This is a genomic window from Shewanella marina JCM 15074, from assembly GCF_000614975.1.
Lineage (GTDB): Bacteria > Pseudomonadota > Gammaproteobacteria > Enterobacterales > Shewanellaceae > Shewanella > Shewanella marina.
In genome coordinates this window covers 153,972-180,945 of record NZ_BALM01000002.1, presented here as the reverse complement: position 1 = coordinate 180,945, position 26,974 = coordinate 153,972, and the positions used below count along the sequence as shown (strand labels likewise).

At 40.3% G+C, this 26,974-nt stretch carries 19 protein-coding genes and 3 pseudogenes; 10 read left to right on the top strand and 12 right to left on the bottom strand.

The genetic code is table 11. The features are described from left to right. Window positions 1–113: 113 nt before the first annotated feature. Window positions 114–7,037, bottom strand: a complete 6,924-nt coding sequence (locus JCM15074_RS02740; protein ID WP_025819789.1) for a M4 family metallopeptidase — start codon at window positions 7,035–7,037, stop codon at window positions 114–116. 429 nt (window positions 7,038–7,466) lie between these two features. Further along, a complete protein-coding gene (locus tag JCM15074_RS02735) occupies window positions 7,467–8,258 on the bottom strand; it encodes a PhzF family phenazine biosynthesis protein (RefSeq protein ID WP_025819787.1) in 792 nt (263 codons plus the stop codon). A gap of 277 nt (window positions 8,259–8,535) precedes the next feature. On the opposite strand from JCM15074_RS02735, the pseudogene JCM15074_RS20600 reads away from it, so the two are divergent. From JCM15074_RS20600 to JCM15074_RS02695, 8 genes and pseudogenes are all read left to right on the top strand, one after another. Then, window positions 8,536–10,592 (top strand): annotated as a pseudogene (locus JCM15074_RS20600) (bifunctional 2',3'-cyclic-nucleotide 2'-phosphodiesterase/3'-nucleotidase). 101 nt (window positions 10,593–10,693) lie between these two features. Then, window positions 10,694–11,299: a DUF938 domain-containing protein gene (locus JCM15074_RS20595; RefSeq protein ID WP_037468962.1), complete on the top strand. Its 606-nt coding sequence runs from the start codon at window positions 10,694–10,696 to the stop codon at window positions 11,297–11,299. 31 nt (window positions 11,300–11,330) lie between these two features. Then, window positions 11,331–12,176, top strand: coding sequence for a D-hexose-6-phosphate mutarotase (locus tag JCM15074_RS02720; protein WP_025819786.1), 846 nt, complete (start codon window positions 11,331–11,333; stop codon window positions 12,174–12,176). Window positions 12,177–12,258: 82 nt separating this feature from the next. Beyond that, window positions 12,259–15,018, top strand: a complete 2,760-nt coding sequence (locus tag JCM15074_RS02715; protein WP_084266941.1) for an intermembrane phospholipid transport YdbH family protein — start codon at window positions 12,259–12,261, stop codon at window positions 15,016–15,018. A 23-nt stretch (window positions 15,019–15,041) separates the two neighbouring features. Continuing rightward, window positions 15,042–15,212 (top strand): YnbE family lipoprotein, encoded by a 171-nt coding sequence (locus JCM15074_RS02710; protein WP_084266946.1) that lies wholly within the window; start codon window positions 15,042–15,044, stop codon window positions 15,210–15,212. Window positions 15,213–15,222: 10 nt separating this feature from the next. Next, entirely contained in the window at window positions 15,223–15,546 is a 324-nt protein-coding gene (locus tag JCM15074_RS02705; RefSeq protein ID WP_025819783.1) for a YdbL family probable chaperone protein, read from the top strand. A gap of 138 nt (window positions 15,547–15,684) precedes the next feature. Further along, window positions 15,685–16,758, top strand: a complete 1,074-nt coding sequence (locus JCM15074_RS02700; RefSeq protein WP_025819781.1) for a methyltransferase — start codon at window positions 15,685–15,687, stop codon at window positions 16,756–16,758. 93 nt (window positions 16,759–16,851) lie between these two features. Further along, the gene (locus JCM15074_RS02695; RefSeq protein WP_025819779.1) at window positions 16,852–17,835 is read left to right on the top strand and encodes a TDT family transporter; all 984 of its coding nucleotides are present in this window, start codon (window positions 16,852–16,854) and stop codon (window positions 17,833–17,835) included. 80 nt (window positions 17,836–17,915) lie between these two features. Here the strand turns inward: JCM15074_RS02695 and JCM15074_RS02690 are convergent, their stop codons facing one another. From JCM15074_RS02690 to JCM15074_RS20580, 10 genes and pseudogenes are all read right to left on the bottom strand, one after another. Beyond that, window positions 17,916–18,173 carry a nicotinamide mononucleotide transporter gene (locus tag JCM15074_RS02690; protein ID WP_025819777.1) on the bottom strand — a complete coding sequence of 86 codons (258 nt, stop codon included), beginning with the start codon at window positions 18,171–18,173 and terminating at the stop codon, window positions 17,916–17,918. A 117-nt stretch (window positions 18,174–18,290) separates the two neighbouring features. Continuing rightward, window positions 18,291–18,884 (bottom strand): HAD family hydrolase, encoded by a 594-nt coding sequence (locus JCM15074_RS02685; protein WP_025819776.1) that lies wholly within the window; start codon window positions 18,882–18,884, stop codon window positions 18,291–18,293. Window positions 18,885–18,984: 100 nt separating this feature from the next. Then, window positions 18,985–20,220: a NupC/NupG family nucleoside CNT transporter gene (locus tag JCM15074_RS02680; RefSeq protein ID WP_025819775.1), complete on the bottom strand. Its 1,236-nt coding sequence runs from the start codon at window positions 20,218–20,220 to the stop codon at window positions 18,985–18,987. A 365-nt stretch (window positions 20,221–20,585) separates the two neighbouring features. Then, window positions 20,586–21,158 (bottom strand): prepilin-type N-terminal cleavage/methylation domain-containing protein, encoded by a 573-nt coding sequence (locus tag JCM15074_RS02675; protein ID WP_025819773.1) that lies wholly within the window; start codon window positions 21,156–21,158, stop codon window positions 20,586–20,588. Between the two features lie 124 nt (window positions 21,159–21,282). After that, window positions 21,283–21,698 (bottom strand): annotated as a pseudogene (locus tag JCM15074_RS20590) (DUF3010 family protein). Between the two features lie 164 nt (window positions 21,699–21,862). Continuing rightward, on the bottom strand, window positions 21,863–21,964 hold the full coding sequence (locus tag JCM15074_RS24720; RefSeq protein ID WP_234400149.1) for a DUF3144 domain-containing protein: 102 nt from the start codon (window positions 21,962–21,964) through the stop codon (window positions 21,863–21,865). Then, window positions 21,939–22,154 (bottom strand): DUF3144 domain-containing protein, encoded by a 216-nt coding sequence (locus tag JCM15074_RS20585; RefSeq protein ID WP_234400148.1) that lies wholly within the window; start codon window positions 22,152–22,154, stop codon window positions 21,939–21,941. The genes JCM15074_RS24720 and JCM15074_RS20585 overlap by 26 nt, the downstream gene beginning before the upstream one ends. 256 nt (window positions 22,155–22,410) lie before the next feature. After that, entirely contained in the window at window positions 22,411–23,262 is an 852-nt protein-coding gene (locus tag JCM15074_RS02660; RefSeq protein WP_025819772.1) for a PA4780 family RIO1-like protein kinase, read from the bottom strand. Window positions 23,263–23,380: 118 nt separating this feature from the next. Then, on the bottom strand, window positions 23,381–24,412 hold the full coding sequence (gene curA / locus JCM15074_RS02655) for an NADPH-dependent curcumin/dihydrocurcumin reductase (RefSeq protein WP_025819771.1): 1,032 nt from the start codon (window positions 24,410–24,412) through the stop codon (window positions 23,381–23,383). Window positions 24,413–24,433: 21 nt separating this feature from the next. Next, window positions 24,434–25,475, bottom strand: a pseudogene (locus JCM15074_RS20580) (alkene reductase). A 151-nt stretch (window positions 25,476–25,626) separates the two neighbouring features. Here JCM15074_RS20580 and JCM15074_RS02645 point away from each other — a divergent pair. Together JCM15074_RS02645 and JCM15074_RS02640 are read left to right on the top strand one after the other, a co-directional pair. Beyond that, window positions 25,627–26,211 (top strand): TetR/AcrR family transcriptional regulator, encoded by a 585-nt coding sequence (locus JCM15074_RS02645; RefSeq protein ID WP_025819770.1) that lies wholly within the window; start codon window positions 25,627–25,629, stop codon window positions 26,209–26,211. A 66-nt stretch (window positions 26,212–26,277) separates the two neighbouring features. After that, window positions 26,278–26,973 carry a tRNA (adenine(22)-N(1))-methyltransferase gene (locus JCM15074_RS02640; RefSeq protein WP_025819769.1) on the top strand — a complete coding sequence of 232 codons (696 nt, stop codon included), beginning with the start codon at window positions 26,278–26,280 and terminating at the stop codon, window positions 26,971–26,973. The last annotated feature ends 1 nt before the right edge of the window (window position 26,974 follow it).

The window sequence follows — 26,974 nt, the reverse complement described above, 5'->3', positions numbered from 1 at the left end:
AAATACTAACAAACTTATACTTGTTATTTCTATTTAAAACATAACTACTTTAAAAATAAAAACAGCACCTATTTTAAGGTGCTGTTTTTATATGTGATTATTTTATTAAGGCATTATTTTTGATAATACCTTGCTCTTATAATAAAAAGAACTAATAAACTGAGTATCGATAACGAACCACCACTACTCTCTTGTGCTGGTACTGCAGTTTCACTCACTACATTATTCACTTGTACCTGCACTTGCTGACTGACCTCGGCAATACCGTCTGACACCATTAGCTCAATGGTAAATTGAGTATGACTATCCACATTAGGCAGTTGCACTTCGAGCTTACCAGTAGCAATCTCAGTTGCCACTAATGCGTCAGGTAAAGTCCAGTGATAACGAAGTCGATCACCATCAAAATCAATCGATGCCGAAGCATCAATTATTATTTTGGTTGCTTCATTCGCCTGTGTCACCATTTGAATCACAATTTCAGGCAAAGTATTGGCTCTTTCAGTGACCACGACACCAGTAAAACTTACATGGCCATTACGCTCGTTATCATTATCGTATATGCCACCATCTGCTAGGGTTAACAAAATACAATTATCACCACTATTTAAACCAGCTTGGTAATTATCACTCATCATGTATGGGCAATTACCATTGATATCACTTTGTGCACTGGCAATATGATTATCACCATCAACCTGTAATGCTTGCCATTGATGTTCATCTGTATAAATAGCCAGAATATTATTTTCAGTTAATACTTTTTCCGACATAGCAGGCATTAGTAGCATAGCTTGAGTCGATGTAGTTTGATTCACCAACACAATATCAATAACAGGCGTTACCTGAGTAATTTGCGCATCAACAACCATGGTATTGTTTGTTGAAGTCGTCAATAAGCTTGCTCCCCCACCTGCCGGCTGATAAGGCAACAATTTGGCTATTGTTTCTAAGCTTAAATCTGCCGTTGCAGCACTGAGTCCATTAGTTTGTAAATTCAACCAACCTAAACGTAATTTTTGATGGCTCAAGGTCTGCAGTGGTGAATCACCATCAGAGATAGGTAATCTGGCATGATGACTGTCATTATCTAAATAATCGGCAATACCATCACTATCAGTATCAGCGAGGCCTTCCAGCAAGTCATCCACCCCATCACCATCACTGTCTTGATTACCTAACTGCGGCGTGTCATTAACAACCACCAATTGGCTAACATAATTAACAGTGTGTTTTTCGTGGGTATTAATCTCTGAAACCTGCACCGTAATTTGGTAAGTTCCCGCGGTTAATTGACTAGGGTCGATAATAAAGCCATCACTGATAGTACTGACTTGTGCTTGTTGCAGTTGTTCTGATAATTGATAACTCACCTGATGTAGATCAGAAGCATTGATATCATCGATATGAGTGACTAACGTCACTTCCCCAGCCGTTGCGCTCACTACGCTGACAGTCTGTTGATTTTGTTGTAATTCGATCCCAAGATCAGGCGCGAGGTTATAATCAATAATATTGACTTTGGCTTGTCTTTGCTCACTAAGACCGCTATTAGTGCTATAAACTAACTCGGCTGTCACCTCTGTCGAGGCATTAGCACCATCATCGACCACAAACCAAATCGCGCCTGATTGTCCCTCATTGATTTGAACGGAACCTGTCACTAACTGACTTAAACCATGTACTTGATAATCGACAACAACAGGATATTGCGCGGCTTTACCACTGAGTAAAATGGCCACTTGCGCATATTCACCCGGCTCAGCAAATGACTGCTCAACAATGCTCAGTTGAGGCAAAATTTCAACATTAACCAGATAAGTGGCTTGATTGCCTGCAGTATCAGCAGCCATCACACTAACTTGATGAGCACCCGAAGAATATTTTTGTGGCCCTTGTAGAGTCACTGATACTTCACCGTCAACTAAATCGAATGCGATAACATTAAGATGTTCACTGACATTAGTATAAAAACCGGCAGCATCAATTTGAACAACATCAACCAAGTCAAATTCAGGTGCCGTAGTATCACGAATGATGACTTGCTGCTGCGCTGAAGCACTATTACCTTCCCCATCAGTCGCAACCCAAGTCACTTGATATTGTCCAATCTCTAATTGGGCGGCTTGATCGTGCGTCACTTGCGGTGGTAACCAACCATTATCGCTTACCATTACTTGCGGCAATGTTAATGCGGTTAATGGCCCAGTGGCTTCGATATATAAAATATCATCAAGGTGAAACTGCGGCGCTTGATGTTGGCCAATATCGTCATCCATTGGCGCAGAATCTTCATTATCAATCACACCATCGTTATCAGAATCTATCGCGTTAATATTTGAACCAATTTGATATTCAAGTAAATTACTTAAACCGTCATTATCATTATCTAGTGCAGCATCAGAAGCATCCCATTGGTCTAAACCATTTAGGATCTCCCACTCATCCGGGATACCATCACTATCACTGTCTTTAAGTTGACGAATACCAAAGCGTAGATTATCGATCCATACCGTATCTTGTCCCTGCGAAGCACTAAAGTCTTTACGATAAACCAAACTCATTGTATGTACGCCAGCATCAATATTCACTAGCGCATTTTGCCAATCCTGCTCACCACCCGCACTGAATACCAATTGATTGTCGATTAACAAATCAAAACGGTCACAACAAGCTTCACTGGCGGTTTTAATATCCATTAACAGAAATGAATCACTAAAATGCGCTTGCCATTGAATCACTGCCCGCTCACTATCTGTAATCATATCTGCACCTAAACTATAGATCCCATCAGATGCTTGCGAATCGTCGATACGCCAACCCGCATCGGCAGCTTCAGGGATATACCAGCCTTGCGGTATTTCAGCTTGCTCAAATGATTGCGCCATCTCGCTAATAAACTGTGGCACTGAATTCATTGATGTTGGATCGGATTGAGCAATAAATTCTAAGTGATTACTGTAGCCATCACTGTCTGCATCTAATAGCGCATCATGTTGATCTTTAGGATCCAATCCATACTGAACCTCCCAGCCATCAGGCAGTTGGTCACCATCGCTATCAGCATAAAATGGATAGGTGGCCGCTAAATATTCACCTAAATTATCTAAACCATCATTGTCAGGATCTTGGCTCGCATCACTGCTATCACTCAAGTTAAGATTATTTTCGACTTCCCAAATATCCGGTATACCATCATTGTCATGATCACGCGCTGAATCACGAGCAACAATATGGATATTATCTAAGTGCATTAAACCCTGTTGATTAGATGACTCATAAGTCCAGCGCACAAAATCAGCGCCTCCATGATGAAAGATAACCTTAGTTTGCCATTGACTATCATGAGTTAAGGGCTGAGCTTCACCATTAATGACAATATTGGCACTGCAACAAGAAGCATCTTCAGGTAATAAATAATCAAAAACAATATAACCAACTGGCATTAAGCCTTTAATGCCGACACCTTGCGCTCCCATGGTCTCTGAGTTAATAGCAAGGCTTTGCTGACCATCACTGGCACTATCACGGTTAACTTGCCATTGATGCTCTCCATGCCCCACCAGCAACCAGCCGCTTGGTAATTCAGGCGTTTCAAAAGATTGGTATAAGTCAAATAACGCTATTGGCGATGATGTTGCATCAACGGGATTAGTCCCAGCCATAAATTCTTGCAGATTGCTGTAACCATCATTATCGCTATCAAGCTCGGCATCGTCATAATCTAATGGGTCTAACCCAAACTCGACCTCCCAGCCGTCATCTATTTGATCAAAGTCTGAATCACGGTTATTAGGTTCGGTTGATTGCTGGTACTCAGCTAAATTTGTTAAACCATCATTATCTAAATCTTGCAGTGCATCAGAGGCATCACTGATATTTAAGCCGTAACTTAACTCCCAAAAATCAGGCATTTGATCGTTATCATGGTCAACAGTAGAATTAGCACTGACCAGCAATACATTATCTAGTAATATTTGGTCGCTATTATCAAGTCCCTTAAACCACCACTCAATCAAATGACTACCAGCATCTAGACTAATAGCTTTAGTCTGCCAGCCTTGATTCTGCTTTAGCTCATGATTGTGATTATCCACTTTTACAGCGGCAACAGTACAACAAGCATCAGCAGCAATAATTTGATAATCAAACACCAAATAACTTCGTTTAAAAATCCCCCCAAGTGCTAGATTTAATGGAAATAACTGCTCACCATTGACCTTAATTAACTGTTGACCGTCAGGTGCGTTTTGTTGACTAAGATGCCAATTATTGGCGGCAATAGTATTTGATAATAATCGCCATAAATCTGGCAATTGAGCGGTTTCAAAAGAGTGTTTAAAGTCTGCTACCGCTTGAGGGGTTGAACTTTTATCTTGAGGATCACTATTAGCATAGAATTCTGCTAGATGATGATAGCCATCACCGTCACTATCTTGTAAATAATCAACCACTAATGGGTTAAGTTGATGGCTTACCTCCCACCCATCTGGCATACCATCATTATCACTGTCTGCTAAATAGATATCAGTGCCTAATATGGACTCATCAAGATTACTGACAAAATCGCCGTCCCAATCTTCACTGGCATCATTAGCATTAAACGGGTCCATCCCATGATTTATTTCCCATAAATCAGCAATGCCGTCACTGTCGCCATCACCATCAAAACGACCAAAACTGATATCATCAATCCATGCAGCATCAGCACCGCTGGTGACACTTGAGTCTTTACGGTATCGCCAACTAATACTGTGCACTCCCGCGTCTAGATGGTGGTTAACATGCTGCCACTGTTGCTGTGTATCGAGTTTTTTAACTAATTCACCATCGATATAAAGTTCAAGATAATCGCCATAACTTTCACTATCTAGATAGTAATTAAAATATAAATAACCCTCCTCAAATAAGCCTAACCAATGAATCTCTGCGGTTTGGTCATCATCAATCGAACGCGATCCTAATGAGTATTGACCTTGATGAGCTTGTTGATTATTAGTGAGCCAACCAGTATCAAACTGAGATGAAGTCGCCCACAGATGCGGTAATTGCTGGTTTTCAAACCCAAAATGTTTATTGGTAATTAATTCAGGTCTAGATAAGTGATCTGTCGGTATAGTGGACAATTGGAATTCAATTAAATTACTAAAACCATCACCGTCAAAATCATTATTGGCATCACCACTAAATAAAGGATTAAAACCGTATCTCACCTCCCAACCATCATTAATTAAGTCACCATCACTATCTGCAATCAGTGGCTCAGTTGCATAAATATTAACTTCATCACCATCGCTTAACGCATCATGATCGGTATCTGAGTGGAATGGATGAGTTTGATAATTAAACTCTTGTAGATTAGTTAGGCCATCTTGATCACCATCCAAGGCGGAGTCATCACTATTTGGATCTAAGCCAACGCCTATCTCCCAAAAATCAGACATGCCATCTTGATCTTGATCGATATGGTCAAGCCCAGTACACACGACTCCTACTTGAGTGAATGCACTATGCACATCGAATGGACTTAAGCCTAAATCGCTAGCGGCATTAATCGCACCGCAGGCACCATCAATATAATCTGTGCTGTTCAGCCAATAATTAACATTGGCATATAGCATCACATGAAATGCCTTTCGCACATCCCAGTTAGGACTATTAGCCAATAAATAGAATGCACGGTTAAATACGCCACTGGAATAATGCACATCCATTCCAACTCGGTATTGATCCGCGTGTTTTATCGAACGGTTATCACGGGTTGGATCTTCAAAATAACGTAATGCTGTGGTTCTCTTAGTAATATCGGCACCGACATACCAATCATTTTGCCCTAATAAAAACGACTCAGCAGCTTCACCTGCCATATCAGAAAACGCTTCATTAATACCACCGGATTGACCTTGGTAAATCAACTGCGAATGTTGCATGGTAAAGCCATGACTTACTTCATGGGACACCACATCAAGTGACACTAGCGGATAGAAGTCATCATGACCGTCACCAAATGTCATTGAGCTACCATCCCAAAATGCATTTTCATAATGGTTAGAATAATGTACCCGCATCAGTAATTGAAAATCGAGCGGCGCCATGCCATACCATTCTTGGTACATATCAAACACGGCATTACCAAAGGCATGGGCATCATTTAGCGGTGAATAAGCACCATTAATTTGTTTATGAGTATTACGATGACAATCAAAGCTAAAACTTTGATGATTAGATGAACCATGGGCCAAATCTACGGTTTTGACATGCTCATTTTCTAGGATACAAGTGTCACCTTCTTGAGTAACCTGTAATGAGGTAACATCTTCGCCATATTCATAAATACCCGTTTTTGCATTACCACCAGGCCCCGTAGCTTCAACATGTTGTACGTTATTCCAATGACGATAAATCACACCTGTTTCAGCATCAATAAGCAAATACGGCAAGGCGATTCCGCCCGTTTTGTCTTCTAATCTCGCTTGGTAATAAATAGTAATCCGCGCTTTATTAGCCTCAGTGACATAGATATAAGTTTGCTTGCTTACCTCAATATGGTCTGAGCTAAACTGTGGGTATTTAGTCGTAATATACTGATTTATCGCCTGCTCAATGGCAGGAGATATTGTTGCTGAATCATGTAACGCCAGCGCTTGTGCAGAAATGTCTTGCTCTAAATCTTGTGCCAATTGACCGTTTATCGCATAAACCTGATCATTATCTTTGCTATGCACCGCCACTTGCTGAGCCCAAATCGGTAAATGACCAAAATATTGTTGGTATTTTTGATGGCGGCGGTTTGAGTTCTGTTGGGGGGAAGCTGTTGATAATGCTTGAGGCGTTGAACCATTTAACGGTACTAGTCGGTATTGGGGATACGTTGCATCAGTGCTATGAACAGAAGTAGATGTATAGGATGAAGATAACTCAAGTTGGGCGACAATGTCAGCCTGATTAGCCATGCTGATTTTTGAAGATTGTGCCGCCAATGCCATCGTAGGCATTAAAACAATTGCAGTCATCCATACTGACATTCTATATTTCATCGTTAACATCCCTGTTAGTTGTAACCATGCAAACTAACTTTACCGATTACAATGCTGCGCTAAACTTCTGCATTTAATCTAAGTCATCATCCTTGTACTTATACAAATAGTAACATTTAGGGATTATTGCAACCAATTACTGAATACTTAATTAGGTATCACTAATCAAATGAAAAACAGAGAATTATTTAGGGAAGTCATGACAACATCATGATTTGTTAACAATTAATATTATTATTTAGTAAAATACATCAAAACAATGCCAATAAAAAGGTAATAAATATATTTATTTATTACCTAAAAGCATGACGAGTATCAGACTGAAATTTATAGTAAATCAACAGCGAAACAGGCAAGAATGAACAATAACTACGCCTTAAGACTTATTTTAGTCGTAGTCTGACCAAAATCACGACTTGTCAGACCAATTTATGCCTCTTCTAGCCAAATATTGCCTTGTAAATAATCGACAGCATGACCGGTTAATAACACTCTTTGCGCAGTGACTTCACAAATAATGTCACCGCCTCGAGTAGACAACTGCTTGGCAACTAATATTGATTTATCCAATTTATTGGCCCAGAAAGGCGCCAGTTGGCAATGAGCCGATCCGGTTACAGGGTCTTCTTTAACGCCAAGTTCGGGATAAAAACATCGACTCACAAAATCACATTTATCCCCTTTCGCAGTAACTATCACACCACGATAATCAAGTAATTCCCATGCGGCAAAATCAGGCGTTAATGCTAATAACTGCTGCTCACTTTCAAGCTCAACTAGATAGTCCATCCCAGCAAAAGTTTGCTTAGGAACAATCCCGTTTAGCCCTTTTAATAGTGCTTTTGGTGGTTCAACAGCTTGCTGTTCTACTTGAGGAAAATCAAGGGTTAAACCTTGGTCATTACGGGTAACCCATAACTCACCACTATTGCTATAAAAGCGTAACTGTTGTTGCGGGTGACCTAAATGAGTAAATAACACATGCGCCGCCGCTAAAGTGGCGTGTCCACATAAATCAACTTCTTCAGTTGGGGTAAACCAACGAATATCAAAACCTGATTTATTGGCCACTAAAAAGGCGGTTTCAGATAAGTTATTTTCCATTGCGATTTGTTGCAACAACTTATCATCAAGCCAATATGAAAGAGGACAAACGGCAGCGGGATTACCACTGAATGCTTGTGTGGCAAAAGCGTCAACTTGAAATATACGTATTTGCATTATTGTTCCTTCAACAATGGGTTAGCGCGTTAGTTTCGCTAAATGTCTGTTTATCTTAATTCACCCAATACAAGTTTCAAACACATTTGTATCATTCAGTTATCTTAATTTAGCAAAACATCGAGATATCAATCACAACTTATTAATAAACCAGTATCTAATTCAGACTGTACCGCTATTATTATGTGCCATACCGAGTTATTCCTACTACAACTTGGTCATGATTAATAGCAATTAAGCTATTAAATCCCTACTTAAAAATATTAATGAGATAATCATGCATAACAAGAAGATCCTGACGTTAATTATCGCTGGTGCTTTGGGCGTAACAGGCTGTAATTCAGACGACAATAGCCCAATTATCACGCCAACAGTTGAGTTACGAGTTTTAGAAACTTCTGATATTCATACCAATATTATGGATTATGATTATTTTAAATCTAAAGAAGATCAAACCATTGGTTTAGCGCGTACCGCATCTGTAATTCACGCCGCTCGTACCGAAGCTGACAACCATGTACTCGTTGATAATGGTGATCTATTACAAGGTAGTCCAATGGGCGACTACATGGCTAAGATCAAGTTAGAAGAGTGGAATGGTGAACACCCTGCGTATAAGGCAATGAACACACTCGATTATGCAGTCGGTAACATTGGTAACCACGAATTTAACTATGGTTTAGATTTTTTAAAGCAAGCGGTTGATGGTGCTAACTTCCCTTACATTAGCGCTAACGTTTTCTGTAAAATCGATAACTGTTATGACGGCAAAATGAAAGATCAACCGTTATTCAGCCCTTACCTGATTATCGAAAAACAAGTGACAGATACCAATGGCAACAACCATACCTTAAAGATTGGTTATATCGGTTTTGTGCCACCACAAATCGAGCAGTGGGATCGCGCGCACTTAAACGGCAAAGTATATGCCACAGGTATTGTTGAAGCCGCTGAAAAATATGTACCACAAATGAAAGCTGAAGGCGCTGATGTGATTATCGCTATTCCGCACTCTGGTATTGGTTCAACCACGGCTCCTGCTGATGTTAGCGCTGAAAACGCCACTTATGCATTAACCAATGTTGAAGGTATTGATGCGATTATGTTTGGTCACAGCCATGCTATCTTCCCACATGCAAGCTATGCTGACTTACCAAACACTGACATTGAAAAGGGTTTACTAAACGGCGTGCCTTCAGTGATGCCTGGTCGCTGGGGTGACAACTTAGGTATTGTTGACCTAACGTTAACCAAAACAGATGGCAAGTGGAACGTAGTTGATTCACGTGCAGAATCTCGCCCAATTTATGATGGCGCCAATAAAAAGCATTAGTCGATGCTGACAAAGCAATCCAAGATGCTGTCGCACATGAACACCAAGAAACACTTAAGTTTGTGGACCAGCCAATTGGTGAAGCATCTGCACCAATGTATAGCTTCTTAACCCTAGTGCAAGATGATCCGTCAGTACAAATCGTATCTGATGCGCAAATTGCTAAAGTTGAACAAGCTATTGCCAATATGTCAGAAGCTGAAAAAGCAAAGTTTGCAGGCAAGCCTGTACTCTCTGCCGCAGCGCCATTTAAAGCGGGTGGACGTCATTCAAGTACTGCAGACTCAGCGCAATATGTACAAGTTGATGCAGGTGAGCTTAAATTTAAGCACGCCGCTGACTTATACCTATATCCAAACACCTTAATGGCTGTAGAAGTTACCGGTGCTGAGCTGAAAAACTGGCTTGAATGTAGTGCAAACCAATTTAACCAAATTGATCCTAATAGCACTGCCCCACAAAACCTAATCAATTGGACTCACCCAACCTTTAACTATGACGTTATTGATGGCGTAACTTATAAGATCAACGTGACTCAGCCGAGCAAGTACGATGGTAACTGTGCTCTTGTTAATGCCGATGCTAACCGTATTGAGCAGCTAAGCTATACCAAACCTGATGGTACGATTGTGACAGGTGACGAGCTAGCCGCAATGAAGTTTATTATTGCGACCAACAACTACCGCGCCTATGGCGAAAAGTTTGATGGTACAGGCCCAGATCATGTCGTGATTGAGTTGCCAGATGCAAACCGTGAAGCTTTAGCGGCTTATATTACGGCAGAAACGGCTGAGCATGGTGTAGTAGATACTACTGCTGATGGTAACTGGGATTTTGCTGACATCAATACCCCTGACTTAGATGTACGTTTTGAAACGCAAGATTCAACTAAAGCAGCGGGCTTTATTGACACTTATAAAAACAGAGCGATGACCCAAGTAGCTAAAGACGACTTAGGTTTTGCTATCTATAAGCTTGATTTAACACCACAAGCTAAGTGATTTTTACTTAAAATAATCTAGCTCATATCAAAGCCAGTCGACCGACTGGCTTTTTTTTGTTGTAATAAGGCCACTGATCTCTTCACTAGATTTAAATCATCATGTCGATAGCTCAAATGGCGTTTTCGCAAGCCTGTGAAAATAATAAACAGCCCATTCTTAATCAATTAGAGTCACTATTAAGCAAGAGTAAACAGGTGCTTGAAATCGGCTCAGGGACGGGACAACACGCCTGTTTTTTTGCAGCGAATATGCCTTGGTTAACTTGGCATACCAGTGATCGCGCAATTAACCTACCCAGCTTAAATGCCAGATTGGCCGAACAAGCACCAAGCAATGTTAATAGCGCAATCGAGCTTGATATCACTCAAACCATGCCCGCAATAAGTCAGCAAATTGATTGCAGTTATAGTGCGAATACCCTGCATATTATGAATCAATCTCAAGTAGAGACTTTTTTTAATCGACTTGGCGACAGCTTTCCTAAATTACAACAGGCTATTTTTTACGGCCCGTTTAATTACCAAGGCCAATTTACCAGCGCCAGTAACCAAGCATTTGATAAAACACTTCGCGAACGCCAATTAGGTCAAGGGATCCGTTATATTGAATGGATCATTGAACTTGCAGGCCGTAATCAGTTACAGCTCAAACAAGATATAGGCATGCCTGCCAATAATCGTTTATTACAGTTTGTGTGTGTTTAATACTTTATATGAAATAATCGAAGGAAATAATATGGCTTCTATCTCGCAACACACCCATGCCAATGGTTTAGATTATATCGCAATTACTACCCCGCTATGTGATGCCCGTATTTTTCTACAGGGCGCACAAATAGACCAATTTACCCCAAAGGATAAAGCTGACTTGCTGTGGGTCTCAAGTGCTGACGAATATCTACCCGGTAGTGGTATACGTGGCGGAATTCCAATTTGTTGGCCTTGGTTTGGCGCTCATTCTAATCCTGATTGGCCACAACACGGTTTTGCTCGTACCCGTTTATGGCAACTTGATCAAAGCCGTATTGAAAATGATATCGCCTACCTCACTTTTAGCCTTACAGTTAATGAACAAGATAAACAATATTGGCCACACCAAAGCCAAGTGAGCATTGAGTTTGTATTGTCAGAAAAACTGCAGGTCAGTTTAATTACGACCAATACTGGTAGCGAAACATTTGAATTTACCCAAGCACTGCACAGCTACTTCCCAATTGGTGACATTCACCAATTAGTCGCACACGGTTTTGCAGGCTCAAAATATATTGAATTTGGTCAAGGCCCTTATTTACAAGAAGGCGATAGTGTTCGTTTTGACCGTGAAACGGATCGCGTCTATACACAACTTGCAGATAGACAATTACTGGAAACCCCTAATGGTGTTATTGAAATCATGCGCGACAATAGTCGCTCGGCGGTATTGTGGAACCCTTGGATTGATAAATCGAAATGGCTTGCTCGTTTTAATGATGAAGATTATCTGAAGATGGTCTGTTTGGAAGCCGCTAACGTCCTTGAAGATAAAGTGCAGCTTGCGCCAAATCAAAGCCAACGCTTAACCACCACTATCAGCTGGCGTTAACATCAATAGCTGACTACTGCACTGTAGTCAGCTAATTCCACAGCTGCTACACTAAAACAACCACTTGATTAATCAGTTAAACATGTCATTAAGATTATTAAAATACGTTGGATTATCAATAGTATCGATAACACTTTTAGGCATATTATTGTTTGTTAGTGGACGCTGGTGGTTGCCACAATTAGCGACGCAATTAACAGGACAACAACTCAAGATAGAGCAGCTTGACTATCAGCTCAATCTGCCAAATAACCTGCAAATATCACAATTTACTGGCCAATATCAGCAGCAACAAATCAATATCAAACACGCTAATATCCATTTTTCATTATGGCCATTACTGTCATTTAATTGGCCTAAAATGACTGCGGTTGATGTCGCTAATATTGATATAACCATCAACAGCAAAGTCCTTGCTCAACAGTTACAACAACCTAGCCATTCGCAATCAACACCATTTACCCTTGAACAGTTCAATCAGTTATTAGCAGAACTTCCCGACAGTAAAATTGATAAGCTCTCGCTATTTATAGATCAACAAAACACGCCACAATGGCAATTGCACCATTTTGCTTGGCAACAAGGTAAAGTGCAGGCTTGGCTATATTGGCAACAGCAAGCTTTAGCGATTATTCATAGCCAATTGAGCCAGCAAGATTGGCAAGTTAACGCCCATATTCCAGTGATGAATAATTTGAATATGCTACGTTGGCTTAGCCAACAACCGTATATCAATCACCAACTGGCGATTCCCACCGCTTATTTACAACAACTCGCAAAAGTCAGCACGCCAGCAACCATTGATGCTTCATTTAATATTGAGCCTGCGCAGCAACAAGCAACTGCCACAATCACCATTAATGATGCTGAATTCACGCTTGATTCGACTCATTTGCAGATTTTAAATAATACACAACAACCGCAACTCACCATGCAACTACAATATGGTTTACAGCAGCAACAACAAAAAAGTCTAACTGTTGCGCCATTGTCGTTAACGGTCCCTATCCATGCAGTGGCTAACTGGATTGACTTACCTGCCCCGCTGCAATTGTTGTTAGCAGACAAACCTCAGCAAACAGTGCTCAGTTTGCATACTGATCAACTGAGACTCGATCTTGCTCGCCAACAGCTCCAATTGGCTAAGCTAACCACACAACTGTCTGGTGCAGTAAATGCCACACTCACAGCCACTGACAATCAATTGAGCTATGCCAAGACCAACGCTTATTTAAACAATCACTGGCGGTTACAACTCGATGCCAATAAGCTTGATTTGGTCAAGCTAAAGTTAGTCAACAACCCAAAAACTCAGGCCAATATCGATAAGATAACACTGCAAGCTCAAGGGCAACTTGACATCAGCCCTAGCCAGCAGCAATTAGTCATTTCGAATAACAGTCAATTAACCATGACTAAACTAAAGTTAATTGACCAAGCTCAGCGGCTTACGAGCGAACAACTGACACTCATCAGCCTTAGCGATAGTCGTTTTAGCCATGATGCTAACACTGACACCAAGGTCACTAAGCTTTTAGGAAACGTATCACCACTAACACTGCAACTTAAACAAATCAAAGCCACAGACGACTCGGCTAAAATTGAAGCCGATATTGCTAAACTACTGCTCAGTAGTCATAAGCCTATTTCATTTGCAATCACGCCCTCTACACCACAACTACAATGGCAATATGCGCCACAACAAAATCAACTTAAGCTTAATCTGACAAATACCCAAGTAATCCAGCAAAAATCTCATGGCCATCAACAGCTGTTTATCGCAGAGAATATTGCACTGCAACAGCAATTAGATTGGGATAAAAAACTCACCACTCAAGAACAATGGCACTGGCAACAACTGCAGGTGACCAGTCAACATCAACTAACCAAAGCACTTCAGTTAGCGGGACAATGGCAAATCGATTGGCCAATACAACAACTGACCCAGCAACTACCACAGTGGCAATTACCCACATCGCTTAATGATATAAATGGCCAACTTGGGCTTAATATTGATACAAAAATGCAGCTTGGAACCCAGCCAAAAATCACAGTAAATCTTGATAGTCGTATTAACAATAGCGACATTAGTTTTGCCAATACTAAAATTAGCCAGCTTAATGTAAGTAGCCAATGTCACTGGCAAAACTATGGTAAACAAGCTCGCCAACTCAACTGTAATAAGCTTTCAAGCCAAATTGAGTCGATTGATAATGGCTTAACATTGTCAGATATTAGCAGCTCAGGCACATTGCAATTGACCCCGAATACTCACGCCCCAATCGCACTTAATTTAGCCGCCGAGGCTAAATTATTAGGCGGAAAATTAATGGTGCCCGCTTTCTCACTTGAGTCAAATCAAGATGCAAACTTATACCTCATTTTACAGGGCCTCAGTTTAGCGAAATTATTAGCGATTCAACCGCTACAAGGTATCTATGCCGATGGTGTTTTTGATGGTGTATTACCAGCAAACTTAACACACAATAAACTCACGATAAGCGGTGGCCGTTTAGCCGCTCGCGCTCCCGGCGGTCTGATTGAAGTCACTGATAATCCATATGTGACGGAACTCATGCAGTCTCAACCGGAGCTGTCCTTTGCTTTCAACGCATTAAAACACCTGCAATACTCAACTCTGGCGAGTACTTTTGACATGGATGCAAAAGGTGATGCTATATTAAAAGTCAAAGTGGAAGGAAAAAGTAAAGGAATTGAACGCCCTATTGTGTTTAATTACAGTCATCAAGAAAATATGTTACAACTATTAAAGAGCTTGCAAATTAGTGATAATTTACAAGATAACTTAGAGCAATCCATTCAGGATAAGGGGTCTTTGTGAAAATTAAATTAAGTCATGCCGTCATGCCATTAGTTGCAGGCATGCTGGTGTTATCTGGCTGTACGCCGACAGTACAAATAGCACCGCCAGACAAACCGATAGAGATTAATTTGAACGTTAAAATACAACATGAAATCAAAATCAAAGTTGATAAAGATCTCGATAAATTAATCAGTAACGATGAGTTGTTCTAAGGAAATTAAGATGAAATCAAAACTACTGCTATTAGTTGCAGGATTATTGTTTAGCTTGAATGCCTTTGCAATGACCCTACAAGACGCTAAAACAGCGGGATATTTAGGCGAACAACATAATGGCTACCTTGGCCTCGTTGCACCCAATGGCCAAGCTAAAGCGTTAATGCTAACGGTAAATGCTAAACGTAAAGCGTTTTACCAAAAAATTGCCACTAAAAATAATATCAGTGTTGAGCAAGTCGCTAAACTTGCAGCGCAAAAAGCTTATAACGCTACTGAAGCAGGCCAGTATATTCAAGACAGTAATGGCCAATGGCATCAAAAACAATAATCAATGATATAGGGCAATCATTACATTGCCCTAATTTCGCTATCCAATCGAGTAACTGGCATAATAATTTGCTTTAGTTATAATGGGTTAAGTTTAAATTACAGGTCATTTTCACCTGTACTAATAATAAGAATGAGTATGGCATTTTACCAATCACCAAAAAAAATCTCCGCATTCGACGCAAAATTTGAAGCTCAAAAAATCGCTTTTGCCCCAGTCACCTTCCAAGTTGCTCATTGTTTATTAAAGTTTGGCATCCTTGATTTTATTGATAAACAAGGTGATGAAGGTGCGAGTCTTACTCAAATCACTGAAGCACTATCTTTATCTGAATATGTGGTCAGTGTACTTATTGATATGGGACTAGGTATGGGCTTGGTATGGCAAAATCAAGATCACTATATTCTCGACAAGACTGGTTATTTTTTACTGCATGATGATATGGCCACAACTAACCTTAATTTTATTCAAGATGTTTGTTATCAAGGTTTGTTTGAACTGGATAAGTCACTATTAAGCAGTAAACCTGAAGGACTTAAAGTCTTTGGTGATTGGGATACCATTTACCCAGCATTAAGCCAGTTACCTGAACAAGCTAAAAAGAGTTGGTTCGAATTTGACCATTACTATTCAGATCATGCCTTCCCTATCCTATTACCACTGATTTTTGAACATCAACCAAAACACTTGGTTGATATTGGCGGTAATACGGGTAAATGGGCGCTTGCTTGCACTCAATTTAATGCCGATATTGAAGTCACTATTATGGACTTCCCTGGTCAGCTCGCCGTAGCCAAACAAAATGCCATTGAGCATGGGGTCGAACAACGAGTACACGGCTTTGCCACTGACCTATTAGACGATAACAGCCCATTTTATCAAGGCGCTGATACTTATTGGATGAGCCAGTTTTTAGACTGCTTTGCCAAAGATCAAATTTTAGCGATTTTAAAACGTGCAGCAGCCGCGATGAATAGCGATAGCCAACTGTTTATTTTGGAAACCTATTGGGATCGCCAACCGTTTGAAGCATCTGCATATTGTGTTAACGCAACCTCGCTTTATTTTACGGCAATGGCCAATGGTAATAGCCGCATGTATCACTCTAAAGATATGCTGAAGCTAATCAGTGAAGCAGGTTTATATGTTGATCAAGATACTGATGACATCGGCTTAGGTCATACCTTATTGCGTTGCAAACTTAAGCCTTAAATAAAATTTAATGTTAGATTAAACACAATCAATTATTTTTATTGTAATTAAAAACCTATAATCCTCTTATTGAATTAGATTATAGGTTTTTTTATGCGACAATTATCAAAAGCATTCGTTGCCAAAACAGCACATTTACCGAGCCCTATGGCAGGTTTAGCGCTAGGTATTGCTAGTTTAGGGTGGTCATGGGAATCAATGACGCCTGCATTACATGGCACTGCGCAAATTACAGGCGCAGCAATTGCTGGAGTAATGTTGCTATTTATTACCTTAAAAATTCTATTTCACCCAAAGGTTTTGATTAGTGAATTGGCACATCCTGTTGTTGGTAGTGTGCTACCAACTTATGCCATGGCATTGATGGTTGTGTCTAAAGCTGTTGGTATGTATGCAGCAAATGTAGGACTGGCATTATGGTTAATTGCTATTGCAATCCATATCGTATTTTTAACGGCCTTTATCTATTTCCGTGCCATTGATTTTAAATTAGAACATATGGTGCCAAGTTGGTTTGTACCACCAATCGGTATTATTGTTGCTGCGGTATCATTCCCAAGTGATGGCTATCCAATGCTAGCCAATGCAATCTTGATTTTTGGTATTGCTAGTTACATGGTGATGCTACCACTGATGTTATATCGCTTAATATTTTGTACACCAGTGCCAGATGCAGCCAAACCTACTATCGCTATTTTAGCTGCGCCAGCAAGCTTATCGTTAGCCGGCTATTTAACTATGATCCATAATCCGTCTATTCCATTAGTCGCATTATTGTTAAGTATTGCAGTATTAATGACATTAGTTATCTACTTAGCATTTTTCCACTTACTAAAATTACCATTTAGTCCTGGATATGCAGCATTCACCTTCCCAATGGTTATTGGTGCAACCGCATTATTTAAAAGCGCACATTGGTTAGTCCAATTTAATGGTTTTGAACAGTTTGCCCATGATGTTTTTAGAGCAGCGCAATTTGAATTAATCATCGCCACCATTGTTGTTAGCTATGTTGCCATTCGATATTTAATGCACTTTATACCTAAGTCACAACCAATGACTGTGGTTCATAAGTAATCTAATTTATTCAATATCAATCAAAATGCCGCCTATTATGGCGGCATTTTTGTCTATTGATATCACAGACTAGATAGTCCCTATTTAACGGCAACGTCGGGCTCAATATGCGCTGGCCGAGACCACTTGATGACTGCCCACACATTCATTAAGAAAAATAAAAAGTTTGCCACAACCATAGCGACACTGGCGGTCATGTACCCTAATAGTACACAGCTTAAATTGCCGGCAATCATAAAAATAAAACCTATTTTGTTTTTATTACCTACTTGCCAAATCGCTAAAAAAGTTAAGCTCATTGCTAGCCAATCGATACCATAATACTGCAAGAAATCCATTTCCTACCTATCCCTGTTAAGCTATTAACCACACTTGTATCACTACAGCATAGTTTGCTTAAAATAAACTCAATCAGGTTCACAATAACGACTAAAAACAAAGTAGAAATTTAATTGCTATTTGATCCGTACTCCCTGCATATATTGCTCATCAGCAAGCGCTAGCATCGCTAAATCTTCAGGGGTGTCACCATAGGCATAAATATACGCAAACTGCTCTAACATCACATAGTCTTTAATTCGTTTGGCTTTAGTCTCTCGGCTGCAATCACCTTGTTGATATTGACCGCTATAACGACCGTTAATGACTTCTAATTCACTGCAAAGTAACTCAATTCCTAACGAATCACACCAAGGCTTTAAGTACAAATCCAATGATGCCGATACCACAATGACTTTATCACCTTGTGCTAAATGCCAGTGAATTTTAGCCAACATATTATCCCGCACAAATGCTGGAATAACCGTTTCAGCAAAATGCAGCCCTATCGTCTTAACATCATTCGCCATGCGTCCCTTAAAAGCGTTACGAGTCACTCTTGGGCGCATTTTATAAGCTGGATAAAGTCCTAAGCGATATAAACAGTAATGAGGTAATACCGCTAAGCCACCAAAGACAAATCGCGTTTTTGTGGCTGAATAACGGATAAATTTTGAGTAGATATCGGCATCGGTAATGGTGCCATCAAAATCAAATAATGCCAGATTCATAGGGAAAGAAATAAAGAAGAGATGAACATCAGTATAACAAGATAAAGCCGCTAATTTATAGCGGCTTTAGTCATAGTCATTATTCTTAATTTGCGCTTTTTTAAGCCGCTAACTGACCAATACTGAACAGTAAACCTGCAATGGTTCCGCTCATTAAGTTCGCTAACGTTGCGGCAATCAATGCTTTAGCACCAATCTCGCCTAAATCTTTACGACGTTCAGGTGCTAATGACGCTAACCCACCAATCACCATCGCTAATGCCCCTAAGTTAGCAAAACCACAAAGCGCAAAACTGATAATCACTTGAGTTTTTTCAGATAACTGATCGGCAACCTTGATAAAGTCAACATAAGCCACAAACTCGTTAATCACCATTTTTTGGCCAATAAATGATGCCGCTGTGGTTGCTTCACTCCAAGGTACACCCAGTATCCAAGCCAAAGGTGCAAGCAATACCCCTAAAATAGCTTGCAGTGATAAATTATCAAAACCAAACCATGCGCCCGCACCGCCAATCATGCCATTAACCAGTGAAACTAAGCCGACAAACGCAATCAGTAATGCTGATACGCCTAGGACTTGTTGCATCCCCATAGCGGCGCCGCTTGCTGCGGCATCAAGTACGTTCGCAGGCTTATCTTCTAGCTCATCCATCGCGCGTTTGATGTCATTATTAGGCGTTTCAGTTTCAGGCCAAATTAACTTAGCAAACAGTAACCCCGCAGGCGCAGTCATAAAGGCGGCAGTTAGCACATATTTAACATCCACCCCCAAATTGATATAACCAATCATGGTGCCACCAGCTACCGAGCCTAAACCACCCGCCATCACGGCAAACAATTCAGATTTCGTCATGCCTTTAATAAAGGGTCTCACCATAGATGGCGCTTCAATCGGACCAACCATAATATTTGCGGTAGCCGACAATGACTCGGCATGACTTGTGCCTAAAATTTTAGCTAAACAGCCACCGACAATACCAATAACCCACTGCATAATGCCAAGATAATACAGCACGGCGATAACAGATGAGATAAACACAACAACACACAAGACGTTAATCACGAAGATAAAGCCGACACTGAAATTGGCGAGGTTACCGAATAAAAATGTTAAGCCCTGATTACCATAATTAATCACATGCATCACACCAGCGGAGATGCTATCAAGCATGGCCTGACCTGCTGGTACATACATCACAAACGCACCAAAGCACACTTGGAAAATTAAGGCACCTACCACAGTACGAATATTAATCGCACGACGATTTTCAGAAAACAAAACAGCCAAGCCAATTAAGGTCAACATACCTAATAAACTGATGAAAACTTCCATACATTTTGATCCAATAAAATAAGCACCGAGGCAGTGTATATATCGGTTAAAATGCAGCAAGCGATCTACATCACGTTAACAAGTATATTTAATCACTAACTAATAAATTATTATCAATTAATCTTAATCAGCTTGACATGCGAGGGTTTAATAACACTTCTGATATCAAAATAAATAATGTTTAATAATAATTATAACAAGTAATATATTATTGTATGATTATATTGCAGATGTTATTTAGTTCAATACACATTGAATAATGTCTTATATTGATCTCACAATAACTTTATAGAAATTTTATTACATATCAATTAACTAAATCTAATAAACAATATATTTTATTAGATTTAGTCTACTAAAAATTATTATAACTGTTTATCTTTTACTGACTCATAAGCCGCATTATTCACCTCAATATCACCAGTATTGTGGTTATAAACCATTTGTAAGGTATCTTGTTTATTCTGTACAAAATAAGCGGCAACATAAATACAAGTATCAGTGGTATAAGTAACACCGATATCAGAATCAATAATACCAATATGATTATCTTGATCGGTACCTTCTGCCGTGGTGCTGTTATCGGTTAAACCCTGCCATAACTCAATACAAGCATAGTATTGTCCATGCTCAGTAGTATCTGGCGAATATATTGCATCGACGCCCCAAGGATAACCCGTAGGTGAAGAATCAATAGTACCATCGCCATAATTAGCAAGGTTCTCCACCCGTCCCTGATGACTGCCAGTTAGCCATAATGAATGATAAAGCTTAACGGCTGAATCAAATGCGGCAAATTGACCTTTAATACTGGCGCGCTGCGCATCATCTTGTAAATTGATAAATTTAGGGATAGCAATAACACTAATAATTCCAAGTATGATGATAACCACAACCAATTCAACTAATGTAAAACCGTTATTTTGTTTACTTGCCATTTTAAGTTTCCCTTAATAGCTCAACGAAATTAACCATAGACTAGCCTATTGTTATAAGACGCTGATTATAATCAAGCCAACAGCATACAACATTAGTAGTATTGTTTTTTGTGAGCTAATACCATTACTCAGGCAGTAACTCATAGGCAAGATCATAAGCCTTACCTAAATCGACTGTTTTAGGCTTAACCGACTTATTTGTACCTGAACGTTTATCCGTTGCTCGAATCGTCGCCGGATGAACCAACTCAACCGCAACAGGGCTAACAGCGAGTAATACGCCTTCGAGAAGAAAAGTACCAGCTCCGCCCGCGCTTGACCACTGGTAGCACGGCGATTAATGACCACTTGTTCAACTTGATGTTCAAGGCAATAGGCTTTAAATGATTGGATAAACTCAGTCACGTCAGCTTGGGTGGGATTTTTAACTAATGCGAGCTTATTAAGCTTAGGAGCAAGCAATTGATGTTCTGTGCGAGTGCCCGTTAACGTGACAACTCGGCATTCATTTGCTTTTAAAAATAGACCTGCAACAACCATCGGATTTCTCGTTATATTGAATATTGTAGCCAACATAACGTGTTTAAGGGCAACGACCAACTATGAGTTGCCCTAACTGCGTAGATTTTAAACCAAATGAGTCAATTATTTACGAATAAACACCTTGAATAAATACCATGACTCAATATCAATACTACGGCGAATTATAGATGTGGATTGTACTTGTCGTAATTAGCGATGTACTCATCAATATTCTCAACCAACATCTTTTTATATTGCTCAGATAAAAAAGCGAATTGCTTCATCTTTCTCACCTTTAAACTCTTCTAAGCTTTCAGCCATTGCAGCAACATTAAATGCATTATAACGTGCCGCGGCATATAGAGTTGATGAACTCACAGCGCCAACATCAGCATCTTTAACTTGCTTGTTAGCTACAGCAATCACTTCATCAGCTCTTGCATAAAACTCTTTTGTTAACATTCCATCACTCATATTCTTGTTCTCATTCTAAATTAGGGCTACTTGATAGCAGCAAAAAAGCTGCTGCTATCATTGATTAAATCAAAAATGAAGCCAAGTTTTTTAGTCGTTTTCGTCATAAGATTGTTAACTGAGTCACCCAAACTAAGCAATCATTGCCCTACCTCGCAAAATGCTTATTTAGGCTTATACAAACTGAAAATTAGTACTATAAAAAACGTAATTAGATCAATAAATAGGTAATGAAATATTCAACCACCCCACAGTATTACTGCTCTGCGTCACTTATACGTTCAAGCCGCTCTTGCTCTTCCTCATATGCCGCTTTAATCTCATCAAGCACAGTATTAACGTCAGCTAAACGAGTATCTTCAACAAATTGACCTGTTAGCGGAGTATCAGGGGTTAACTCGCCGGCTTCATATAACGCCCAAATCTCTTGTGCATATTTAGTCTGTAATAACGGCGGCGCAAACTGACCATAATAGTGAGTAATATTGTCGACATCACGAGCAAGCATCGCTTTAGCGTTATTGTTAGCTGAGGCATCAACCGCTTGCGGTAAGTCGATAATAACAGGGCCATCGCTATCAACCAGTACGTTAAACTCGGATAAATCACCATGCACAATACCCGCGCACAACATACGAGTGATATAAACCATCATCTTGGCGTGATCGCGTATCGCCTCTTGCGCTGTAAAGCTGACATCATTGAGTCGCGGCGCTACATCACCATTGCTATCCGTAATAAGCTCCATCAATAACACACCATCAAAACAACCATATGGTATAGGAACTCTTACTCCCGCTGCGGCACATTTATATAAAGCATCAACTTCGGCACTTTGCCACGCTTTTTCTTGTTGTTCACGACCATATTTAGAGCCTTTCTCCATGGCACGACCACGGCGACTATTTTTACTCTTGCGTCCTTCTTGATATTGCGCAGCCTTTTTAAAACTACGTTGTAGCGCTTCTTTATACACTTTTGCGCAGCGGATATTATCGCCGCTCTGCACCATATAGACAGTGGCTTCTTTGCCACTCATTAATTGACTAATGACTTCGTCAACTAAGCCATCTTCAACAAGTGGCTGTAAACATTTTGGAGTTTTCATAGCGACGTTATACCTTAATTAGCGCAAAAAAATAAGTCAGCGTCATCATTTTCCTTGATATTTTGGCAACAAAAAAGGAGCCGTTAGGCTCCTTTTTCACAATAACATCAATGGTACGTTATAGCGGCTGATTAACTTGCACGACTAACTTACCAAAATTTTTACCGTTAAACAGTGTTAAAAATGCTTCAGGTGCATTCTCCAACCCCGTCACCTTATCTTCTCGGTATTTAATCTCACCACTGGCTAACCACGTTGCCATTTGTTGTGCAAACTCATTATAACGAGGCGCATAATCATCAAAAATAATAAAACCTTGCATCTTAATGCGCTTAATTAACAAGGTGGCCACTAACATAGACATGCGATCTGGACCATCAGGCAAGGCTGTCGCATTATATTGTGAGATCAAGCCACAAACAGGAATACGCGCTCCGGTATTAAGTAACGGTAGCACCGCATCAAATACTTTACCGCCTACATTCTCAAAATAAACATCAATGCCGTTATCACAAGCTTGAGCAAGCTGCTCTGCAAAATCATCAGCCAAATGATCGATACACTCATCAAAACCGAGTGTTTGCTTAGCATAAGCACATTTCTCGGCGCCACCAGCAATCCCCACTACACGACAACCCTTAATTTTTCCTATTTGACCCACCGTAGCGCCAACCGCACCTGTTGCAGCAGCCACAACTAAAGTCTCACCCGCTTTGGGTTGACCAATATCAAGCAAGCCCATATAAGCCGTAAACCCCGTCATACCCAATATGCCAAGCGCATATGACGGTTGCATCACATTGGCATCAATCTTAATCAGACCTTCACCATTAGAAATGCCATAATCTTGCCAGCCAGTATAAGCCAGTACCCACTCGCCTTTGACAAAGTCGGCATGCTTAGATTCAACCACCTGACATACGGTTGCCCCAACCATCACGTCATTAATCGCAACGGGATCAGCATATGAGGCTTTATCACTCATACGGCCACGCATATAAGGATCAAGGGATAAATAGACACTTCGCAGTAAAACTTCGCCATCAGTTGGCATGGGCGTAGCAACAGTTTCAAGACGAAAATCACTCGCAATAGACATCCCTTCGGGACGCGATGCCAATACCAAACGGCGATTCATTAATGTATTCATATTCAATATCCAGTTATACCGTTAAATCAGCTGCGCAAGCATCTCATCAGAGTAATCAATTAGAGGTTCACCACTTTTCAATTTGGCAACGTAATCGGGATTGGCAATCAATGGGCGACCGATAGCAAGTAGATCAAATTTACCGGCTTGAATCGCATCACTGCCAGTAGCAGCACTATAACCACCTACACCAATCAACGTTGCAGCATAATGCTCACGTAAATAACTTGAGACTCGACCATCAAGGAAATCAAACTCCAGCTGTCATCAAACATACCTTCATGCAGATAAGCCAAGTTACGTTGTGGTAATTGCGCCAGTAAATAATCAAATACCTGACGATCACGTGCATCTGCTGTCATATTGAAATAACCCGCAGGAGAAAGACGTAAGCCGACTCTGTCATGACCAATACGCTGACAAACTGCATCAACCACCATTAATGGAAAACGCGCCATATTTTCAGGCGTTTCACCAAATTTATCTTGGCGTTGGTTACTGGCATAATGTAAAAATTGATCGAACAAATAACCATTGGCTCCATGAATTTCCACACCATCAAAACCTGCATCAATTGCATTAGCAGCAGCTTGAGCGAAATCAGCAACCAATTGATCAATTTTGGTTTCTGTTAATGCTTTCGGCACGGTATAACTCAAATGGCGCATACGAGGCAAAGTGCCTTCTAAACCAATAGCGGATGGCGCTAGAACATATTCACCATCAAAGAATGATGGATGGGCAACGCGGCCGGTGTGCCAAAGTTGAGCAAATATTTTGCCGCCATTTTGATGCACTTTATCCGTCACTTTACGCCAACCCGCTATTTGCTTGTCATTGAATAAACCCGGCGTATTGGGATAGCCTGACCATCTGCTCGTATCAGTGTCGCTTCTGAAATAATTAAGCCTGTATCAGCTCTACGACCATAATATTCGACCATGGCATCGGTTGGGACTAGCTCATCATCCGCCATACAACGGGTTAATGGTGCCATCACAATGCGGTTATTTAAGGTTAATGTGTCGTTTAGTTTAAACGGCTGGAAAAGGATATTGTTCATGCTGATCTCATCTTGATTGCAAAATATGCTATTTACACTATTCTTTTTTGAACGAACGTTCAATACATATTTGAACGTTCATTCAAAATAATTTTGTCAGCGTCAATAAATACGATAGAATGACGCCACTTTAACTTTGTAAGAGCCCTTAATGCGTAAAGCTGAATTTGACCAACAACAAGTATTGCGTGCAGCGATGGAAGTGTTTATAGCCAAAGGCTATAGCAAAACCAGTATGCAAGATTTAAAACAAGCAACGGGCTTGCACCCGGGGTCAATTTACTGTGCGTTCACCAATAAGAAAGGGTTACTGCTAGCCGCACTAGAACATTACCGTAATGAACGCTTACTTGAATTTGAAGCACTATTTGCGAATACAGATTCAACACTTGCAGGCATAAAGTGCTATCTACAACACGTGGTTGATGAATGTGAACGAGAGCAAGTGAAGGATTGCTTACTACAAAAAGCATTAAGTGAACTCGTGCAGCAAGACAGTGAAGTTGAACAAGTCATTTGTGCCATGCTAAAGCAATATGAAGTTACACTTGCCAACAAGTTTGCGCTTGCTCAGCAAGCAGGTGAACTCAAGAATAACTGTGATAGTACCGAACTCGCGCAATTCTTTATGATGGGCATTTATGGCATTAGAACCCTGTCACACACTCACCCAGCCAAAGGCACACTGGCACAACTTGCGAATAAGTTATTTGATTATTTAACCATGCCAAGCTAATAAGCCGCTTCGCTAACACGCAAAAATCCCTTACAATGCCCGCCTTTTGTATAATAGCCATTAACAATGAAACTCAGTAAAAGATTGCAGCAAGTTGAACAAATAGTTGAAACCGGATATGACCATATTTGGGATTGTTGTTGCGATCATGGCCAACTTGGCGCGGCCCTGCTTAAAACGCAAATAGCCAAGCAAGCAATCACACCAGCTCAAATTCACTTTGTCGATATTGTCCCTGAGTTGATGGATACCGTTGCCAGTAACGTTAAGCGTTTCTTACCTAATACTGAGTCACTGTGGCAAACTCATTGCCTCGATGTCGCGCTGTTACCTTTAGACCTATACCAAGGTAAACATCTAATCATAATAGCCGGCGTAGGCGGCGATCTTATGATGCATTTTATCGATGCCATTCATCAGCAATATCCAACCCTTGAACTGGATTTTATTCTTTGTCCTGTACACCATCAATTTGCATTAAGGCAGCAGTTAATTGAGTTTAATTTTGGGTTAAAGCAGGAAGTGTTAATTAAAGAAAATAATCGTTTTTATGAAATTTTATATGTGACGAGTAGCCAACATAAGGGCGCGAATATTAGCCCTATTGGCGATCAAATTTGGCATGCAAGTTCAGTAGCACAAGCTGAGATTATCCAGCAATATTTAACCAAAACCCTTAGCCATTACCAACGTATTGCCCAAGGGACACCTGAGCAGGTTGAACCTATTATTCAAGCGTATAAAACAGTACAGATAAATTAAC